Source organism: Cellulomonas sp. A375-1, assembly GCF_001040865.1.
GTDB classification, from domain to species: domain Bacteria; phylum Actinomycetota; class Actinomycetes; order Actinomycetales; family Cellulomonadaceae; genus Cellulomonas; species Cellulomonas gelida.
Genome location: NZ_LFKW01000132.1, coordinates 25,442 through 33,716, shown reverse-complemented (window position 1 = coordinate 33,716; position 8,275 = coordinate 25,442). Strand labels below are relative to the sequence as shown.

Annotated in this window: 5 protein-coding genes; all 5 read left to right on the top strand. The window is 71.1% G+C overall.

The features are described 5' to 3' along the window. Positions 1-45: 45 nt before the first annotated feature. Positions 46-555, top strand: coding sequence for a hypothetical protein (locus CWIS_RS13545; protein ID WP_048343844.1), 510 nt, complete (start codon positions 46-48; stop codon positions 553-555). Between the two features lie 186 nt (positions 556-741). Beyond that, positions 742-4,821 (top strand): tape measure protein, encoded by a 4,080-nt coding sequence (locus tag CWIS_RS13535; protein ID WP_048343842.1) that lies wholly within the window; start codon positions 742-744, stop codon positions 4,819-4,821. Beyond that, positions 4,818-5,606 (top strand): hypothetical protein, encoded by a 789-nt coding sequence (locus CWIS_RS13530; protein WP_048343841.1) that lies wholly within the window; start codon positions 4,818-4,820, stop codon positions 5,604-5,606. Before CWIS_RS13535 ends, CWIS_RS13530 begins: the two co-directional genes overlap by 4 nt. Beyond that, positions 5,603-7,816 carry a hypothetical protein gene (locus CWIS_RS13525; protein WP_048343840.1) on the top strand — a complete coding sequence of 738 codons (2,214 nt, stop codon included), beginning with the start codon at positions 5,603-5,605 and terminating at the stop codon, positions 7,814-7,816. Before CWIS_RS13530 ends, CWIS_RS13525 begins: the two co-directional genes overlap by 4 nt. Then, positions 7,816-8,275, top strand: a 460-nt coding sequence (locus tag CWIS_RS19010; RefSeq protein ID WP_048343839.1) for a hypothetical protein, incomplete at its 3' end; no start/stop codon positions are given. The genes CWIS_RS13525 and CWIS_RS19010, both read left to right, overlap by 1 nt.

Here is an 8,275-nt window from a genome sequence, read left to right as displayed (position 1 = left end):
GGCGGGGGCGGCCCCGCGGCCCAACACCGATGAAGAGGGTGACGTGTGAAGGACCTGACCGAGTACCTCTCGCCCGGGCTGAAGATCCCCGTCGGCGGCAAGGAGTACGTCGTCCCCGACCCGTCGTACGAGGACGGGCTGCGGCTGGCCGCGCTCGTCACGTTCGGGCTGCGGTCGATGGGCGACCCCGAGGCGGAGATCGACGAGGACACCGTCGGGAAGCTGCGCGGAGTCAAGGACGTGCAGCGCCTCGCCCTGGGCCCCGTCCTCGACGACATGATCGCCGACGGGCGCACCGGCAAGGAGATCGCCCTGGCCGGGCAGTACGCGATGTACGCGCACGTCCTGGGTGAGCTCGCCGCGCAGGCGATGTTCGAGACGCTGCACGGCACGCCGGAAGAGCAGGTCGACGAGGACCCAAAAGCCTCGTCGCCGCGTGGGCGCCGTACGGGGTCGGCGAGCCCGACGCGGACGGCATCTACCCGCGGTACCGCGGCGTCCCCGAGCAGCTCCGCCCGCGCAGCGAAGACCCGGAGGACGCCGGCGTCGCGGTGACGTGGGGGTTCCTGCTGAAGCAGTGGGCGCTCGTCGAGGTCGACCTGCATCAGACCTTCGGCGTCGACCTCGAGGACCCCGCACTGGCGGGACGGTCGTGGCGGTGGCTGCGCCGCCGGATCCTCGCCCTGGTCACCACCGACACACGGACGTCTCGCGCGCTCCAAGACACCAGGAGGTGAGCACGTGCTCGCTGGCGAGCTGAAGGCGTACCTGACGCTGGACTCGACGCAGTTCGACCGGGGCATGGACACCTCGGGGCAGAAGATGTCCCGGATGGGCTCGGCCGCGTCGGCGGCCGGGAAGACCGTCGCCGGGGCGTTCGCGACCGCGGTGACGACGGTCGGGGGTCTCGGGCTCGCGGTCGGGAAGGTCGGGTACGACTACAACCGGCTGCAGCAGAGCTCGCGCGCGGCGCTGTCCACGCTGCTCGGTGGTGCCGAGGCCGCGAACGCGCAGATGGACAAGCTCGACGCGTTCGCCAAGACGTCGCCGTTCGCGAAGCAGGTGTTCATCACCGCCCAGCAGCAGCTCCTGGGCTTCGGTGTCGCCGCTGAGGACGTGATCCCCGCGCTCGACGCGATCCAGAATGCGGTCGCCGCGGTGGGCGGGTCGAACGAGCAGGTCGGGAACGTCACCTACGCGCTCGCCCAGATGCAGGGCATGGGCAAGCTCACCGGGGAGACGCTGCGCGACCTCGGCATCTACGGGATCGACGCCGCCACGATCGTCGGCAAGGCGATGGGCAAGACCGGCGCCGAGATCCGGCAGCTCGCGTCCAAGCCCGGCGGCATTCCCGTCGAGCAGGTGTGGGACCCGCTCGTGTCTGGTCTCATGGACCGCTTCGGTGGTGCGACCGACAACATCAAGCAGCAGATGGACGGAGCCGTCGACCGCGTCAAGGGCGCCTGGCGGGACGTCGGCAGCATCCTGGCCGCGCCGTTCGTCGACCCCAAGGGCGGCGGTCGGGCCGTCGTCTGGGCGAACCAAGTCGCCGACCTGCTGCGTGCCGTCGAGCAGAAGGCGAAGCCGTTCGCCGACCTCCTGCTCGTGCGCTTCGGCCCGCAGCTCGGGAAGGTGTCCGCCAACCTCGACCGCATGAAGTCGGCCGTCAACGGCTGGGACTTGTCCAGGCTCAACGGCCAGCTCGACCGCCTCGCCAAGTACACGCCGATCGTCGCGGGCCTCGGTACGGCGATCTTCACCCTCGGGTCCGGGTCGATCCCCGTGCTCGGGCGCTTCCTGCCTGCGCTCAACCCGGTCGTCGCGGGCCTGGTCGCGCTCGCTGCGACGTCGCCGGAGCTGCGCGAGCTCGGCGACACGGCCATGCGAGCTCTCGCCCCGCTCGTGCCCGTCGCCGCCGAGCTCGGCGCGACGCTGTCCGACGCGCTGCTCGTCGCGCTCGTCGAGCTCGCACCGTCCGTGCAGGAGCTCGTCCTCGCACTCGCCCCGCTGATCTCGTCGCTGGCGTCGGGGCTCACGCCCGCCGCGGTGCAGACCGTCGCGGCGTTGTCGCCCGCCGTCGGGACGCTGGCTGACCTCGTCTCGTGGGTCGCGAAGCTACCGCAGCCTGTGCTCGCGGCTGTCGCAGCGTTCGCCGCTCTGCGCGCGCTGCGGCTCGACGGCGTCTTCGGGCCCGCCAGCACGGCCCTGCGCACGTTCAACGACCAGGCGAAGGTGCAGGCCGCGCTCGCAGGGTCGTCCTCGCGTGCAGTCGGACTGCTCGGCGCCGCGTCCGTCACCGCGCAGTCCGGTGTCCGCGCGCTCGGTGGCGCGCTCAAGACCGCCTTCATCTCGAACCCGATCGGGCTGGCCCTCACGGTCATCTCGACCGCGATCGGGGTCTTCGTCGCGAAGCAGCAGGAGGCCAGGCAGCGCGCCGACGAGCTCGCCGCAGCGGTCCAGACCGTGCGCGGAACCCTCGACGACGCCACCGGGGCGATCACTGCGAACACCCGGGCGACGGTCTTCCAGAACCTCGTGTCCGACGGCACGGTCGACAAGGCGAAGGCCCTCGGCATCAGCCTGAACCTCGTCACCGAGGCCGCGATGGGGAACACCGACGCGATCAAGGCGATGCGCGACAAGTACGAGACGTATCTCGCGACGGCGCAGAAGGACACGACCGACGACGCGATCGGCCGGGCCGGCCGCTACGCCGCCGTCCTCGAGGGCGTGGGCGCGCAGAAGGAGGCGCTGGCCGACGCACAGGCGCAGTGGAACGACGAGCAGGCCGCGGGTGTTGGGGTCACCGAGCGCGACACCGCCGCGACTCGGGAGAACACCGACGCGAAGCGCGAGGCCGCTGGCGCGAACCTGTCGCTCCGTGAGGCGCAGCTCCAGGCCGAGGACGGCGCCGACCGCTTCGCCGACGCCGTCAAGCGCGCGCAGGAGGTCCAGAAGGACTCCGAGGCGACCGATGCCGAGAAGGCCGCCGCGCTGCGCGACGTCGAGTCCGCGCTGCTAGACCAGGTGCGTCGCTACGACACCGTCACGGCCGCGATGGAGAAGAACAACGCGAGCGCGAGCGAGCTCGACGCGCAGATCCGCACCCAGCGTGAGGCCTTCATCAAGGCGGCCGAGCAGATGGGCAAGACGGCCGACGAGGCCCGAGCCCTCGCGGACTCCTACGGGCTGATCCCGAACCGGGTCATCACCGAGATCGAAGCCGACGCCAAGGCCGCCCAGGTCGCGATCGACCGCTTCGTCACCCTGAACAACGGCCGCAGGATCAAGATCACCGTCGACTCCGTCGGCGGCAAGACGTACGACTTCGGCCCCGGCATGGACGCCAAGGCCACCGGTGGCCCGATCACGGGCGGTGTGCCCGGGCGGGACTCCGTGCCGATCATGGCGATGCCCGGCGAGCACGTCTTCACCACCTCGGACGTCCGCAAGGCTGGCGGGCACGGCGCCATGTACCGCCTGCGGTCGATGATCCAGTCCGGCATGCAGTTCTTCGCCGGCGGCGGTGAGGTCGGCTCGGCGGAGCGGGCCCGCGAAGCGGCCCGCAAGGCGTACGCGGACGCACGCGCACGCGAGGCGGCAGCGCGCGCGGCGGCCGACGCCGCGGCCGCGAAGGCCCGCAAGTCGGGGTCGAGCGCGGACCAGCGCGCGGCCGACCGTGCGCAGGCCGCGCTGGACAAGGCGCAGACCGCGAGCGACAAGGCGCGTGACGCCCGCGAGGCGGCGACTGAGCGCCTCGAGCGGCTGCGGCAGGCGGCAACCGACCTCGTCGTGTCGTCGCGCCGCGGCGAGATCGTGTCGCAGGCGACGTCCGGCCTCGGCGGCGCCTACTCGGTGGTCGACCAGCTGCGGTCCATGGCGAGCAGCGGGGACTACTCGAAGTCGACTCAGAAGACGCTGGCCCGACAGGCCCGCGAGGCCGAGGCGGCGTTCAAGTCGCTCTACTCCCAGCTCGACAAGGTCGACGCCAAGCTCGCGGATGCCAGCGCGAAGGTCTCCGAGCTGCAGCAGATCAAGTCCGCGGTCGCGAGCTCGCTGCAGGGTGGGTTCGGCTTCTCGTCGCTGTTCGGGAAGACCGACTCGCTCGGGTACGACAAGCCGGTCACGAAGAAGGAGATCGGCGCGTCGGCGAAGGCGTACGCGGGCAAGCTGCGGTCGTTCGCGTGGAAGCTGCACAAGGTCCAGAAGATGTTCGGGACGTCCGCCGGCGCGATCCTGCAGGAGCTCGTCAGCCTCGGCGTCGACGACGGTTCGGTCGCGGCCGACGCGATCTTGTCGATGACGAAGTCCGAGTCGAGCGAGCTCGCGTCGTCGTTCAAGGCGATCGAGAAGTACTCGAACCTCGCTGGCCAGTACGTCACCGAGGGCTTCTACAAGGGCGGCCTGTCCGCAGCCGAGGGCGTGAAGCGGGGCCTGGAGAAGGAGAAGGCCGCGATCGAGAAGAAGATCGCGGACCTGGCCAAGCGCCTCGAGGACGCCATGCGCAAGGCGATGACCGGCGCGGTCCCCCCGGGGTACACGGTCGAGGTCATCGGCGGGACTCAGGTCGGCGGGACGTCGTCGAGCGGGCGCAAGTCGAAGGCGAGCACCGCAGCCGGTGCCGCTGGGGTCGTGACCGTCGGGCGGGCGTCGACCCGCACGCTCACCGACGAGGACGCCGAGGCGATCGGCCGGGCGATGGCCCGGAACCTGAACGGGCTCGCGGTGAAGGGAGAGATCCAGGTGACCGACCGCAATGCGGCCACGCTCGTCCAGCGCGGCACCAGGGCCGCCCGTGAGCTGGGACGGCCCATCCGATGAGCGCGCCGGTCCTGATCGGGACGCTCGGGGCGCTGCAGCCCGTCCTGGCGCTGCAGGCGGGGTCTCTTGCCGTCAGCGGGCAGCGGGCCTCGCGCGAGATCGTCACCATGGGCTCAGTGCGCAAGGTTCAGCGCGCCGCGCGGTCGCTGCGCAGCTGGTCGCTCGCGTTCAGCCCGTGGACCGAGCCTGACACCGTCGCGCTGCTCGAGGCAGCGGCCCAGGGCATCCTCGCCGACCTGTGGCTGTACGACATCGCCGCCGCACAGGCGAACATGCTCCCGCCCGAGTACACGTGCGGAGCTGGTGCGGCTGTCGCCGTGGGCTCCCCGTATGGCACGCTGAAGGCCCACACCGGGAGTCGCGTCGTCACGGTTCCGGTGCGGCCGAGCACGACCTACCGGTTCTCGTCCGTCTGCGCGACGACGTCGGGGTCGACCACGCTCATTAGCGTGGCCTTCCGCACGGCGGCGGGCGTGGCGACGGGTTCGGGCGTCACCGTCTCGACGAGCGCACAGAGCGCGACGGTCACGACGTCGTCGACGGCGGCGTACGCGATCCTGACGATCTCGTCCACGCTCCCGCACGCCGGCACGCGCATGGCGCAGGCGACGAGCGGGACCACCTTCGCCGACGCCGGCGGCTTCCTGCCCGGTCAGGGGTCGCCCACACGGGTGTCGATCACCGATCCCGAGCGCGTGCTGCAGCACCTGCGGGCCGGAGCCCACGGGCGCAGCGCGTACACGTTCACCGCGCTCGAGGTCGGGAAGGCGGGCTCGCTGACGTGAACGCCCACGAGCTCACACCAGATGTCTCGGTCGTCGCCGACCTCGGGGACGGCGCGGCCGTCGACCTGCAAGTCTTGTCCTGGTCGATCACTCGCGACCTGACCGGTGGCAGTCTCCCGGGTCAGGTGCGGGCCGCGTCCGGGTTCTCCGTCGGTTCCGGCGAGGTCGTGTTCGACCAGGCGGACGACGCGACCGCATGGAAGCTCGGCCCGATCGCCCCCGGCGGGCCGGTCTCGATCGACGCTGTCGCAGACGCGGCCGACACGCCGTCGCCGGTCGCGCGCATGACCATCCGCAAGGTCTCCGCTCCGTCGGCGCTGTCCACCGAGCGCGCAGCAACGATCTCCGACGTGAGCGCGGGGACGACGCCTGTCACGCTCCCCGCAGCGTTGCAGCTGTACTACGACTCGTGGTGGGGCGCGATCCCGCTCACCGTCGATGCGGCATGGGTGATCGACCGCGCAGCGCGCGCGCTCGGCTTCTTCGCCTGCCCCGAGCCGACGACATCAGCGATCCTCTCCGCGTCGCTGATCGGGTCGAGCATCCCGGAGGTCGGAGCGCTCGAAGCCAGCGGCGGGGGCGGCGGCGCGACGACCTACTCGTGGTCCACGGACGACGACGGGCGGATCTACCCCGACTACCAGTGGACGATGGTCGCGACCGAGCCGTGGGTGATCGGTGAGACCGTCTACGTGTCGTTCTCCCGGCGAGTGCGGGCGTGGGAGCGCGGCTGGGGCACCGGGCTCAAGAGCTCCGGGGTCTCCTGGCGTACGCCGTCGACTACCGGCTTCTACGTCTCGATCGACAACGACGCCTCGACATTCCAGCTGATCCACTCCGACAGTGGCGCGAGCACGGCCGCCGTAGCGTGGACCCCCGATCCGGGCAATCCCCGAGTGCAGGCACAGGTCGAGCGCGTGTCTGCCACCTCGACCCGGGTCCGGCTCCGCGGAGGGTCGGCGGGCACGTGGTCGCCCTACGCCACCCTCACCCACCCCTCCGTGACCGCCGCGGTCACCTCGTGGGGAGGCGTGAACACGAGCGGGCTGACCGGTCTGCAGGTGCATCGCGCCGACGACCCCGCCTTGCGCGCCGCACCTACCGCCCGAATCTCCGCATCGGGGTCCAACCTCGCAGCGGTGTTCGCGTCCGACGCAACCGACGCCTGGGGGCTGCTGCAGGACGTCGCATCCAAGACCCTCGGCGGCGCCTGGAAGACCGAGGCGGGCGAGCTCGTCTACCGCAACCGCGCCATGATGCGCGGCCTGGTAGGCGCGCCGGCGACCATCACGGCAGCGGAGTCCGTGATCGACCTGCCCTGGTCGATCGGGGACGAGGACGTCGCCGACCGGATCGAGATCTCCTACACGCCCCCCGACCAACAGCACGCCACCGACGGGTCCGTGACCGTCTGGCGCTCGGCCGAGATGATCACCATCCCCGCCCGGCGCACCGTGACCATCTACGCGGACATCGACGGCGTGGTCGACGACCTGGCGCCGTGGCTGCCGACGTGGGACACGTCGGTGTCCGCATCGCGCATGTCGCGCTGGTCCGCCTCGACGCAGCGAAGCGGGGGCGGTGCCCAGCCCGACAACGGGGCGCTGAGCGTCGTCGCCGACATCGTCAACCCGTCGCGCGTGCGCATCCGCATCACGAACAACACCGCGACGACGCTCTACACCGCAGGGACGGACGGGACGACCCAGCTCATCCTGCGCGCCGACACCTTCGCGACGCCCGGCCAGACCTCGACAGTCGCGGCCGGGGTGTCCGCCGAAGCCTCGAGGTCACTGCTGCGTCTCGACCTGTCGCCGTGGGTGCAGGACGACGACGTCGCGCGCGAGGTGCTCGGGTGGCTCTCGCTGATGACCGCCGAGCCGCTGCCGGTGCTCGACCAGATCGAGATCGTCCCCGACCTCTCGATCCGGCTCGGTGACATCCGGGTTCTGTCGGACCCGGTCTACACCGGGGTGCAGGCGAAGGTGCTCGTCATGGGCTCGCAGCTCTCCGGTGAGCCCGGGGCGCTGACCCAGACGCTTCGCATCGCGATCCTCGAGGTCATCGAAGGTGACCTCGCCCAGATGTTCCTCCGCAACCTCGTGAGCAGCTCCGAAGCGTGGGTGGCCGCGTACGTCACCGCGGGCCTGGGAGCCGGCGCGACCGAGCAGCAGGCGGGCGAGTACCTCCGAGGGAAGGTGTTGACCTGATGGCTGACCTGTCCACCGACTCGACGTCGCCGACCGTGGTCACGACGTCCGACCCTGCTGTCGAGTCCGGCAAGACGAACGTGATCCGCTTCTCGGAGCGTGTGAAGGCATTCCTGGACTCACTCTCGCCGCCGGGCGCGACCGTCCACGACACGGGCTGGGTCGCACTCACGGTGACGCCGGGGGTCGCCACGGGCGTGTACTGCGAGGTGCGGCGTATCGGGAAGATGGTGATCTGGCGTGCCGAGTTCCACACCGTGACGCCCGGGACCCTCTGCATGATCCCTGGGGGCTTCCGCACCACGCGGCGGTTCCAGGCCATCGCGCTGCGGTACGCCTCCACAACCACCACGAACTACGCCTCCGTCTCGTTCGTGGCCGACGGCACGGTGCTCGTCAGCATCACGGGCACGGCGGTCACCACCACACCCGGATACACCGCGACCGCCGTCTGGACCA

Bases quoted from the DNA above. Each gene is read 5' to 3' on its own strand.
- CWIS_RS13530 (WP_048343841.1), top strand. From the start codon at position 4,818: ATGAGCGCGCCGGTCCTGATCGGGACGCTCGGGGCGCTGCAGCCCGTC.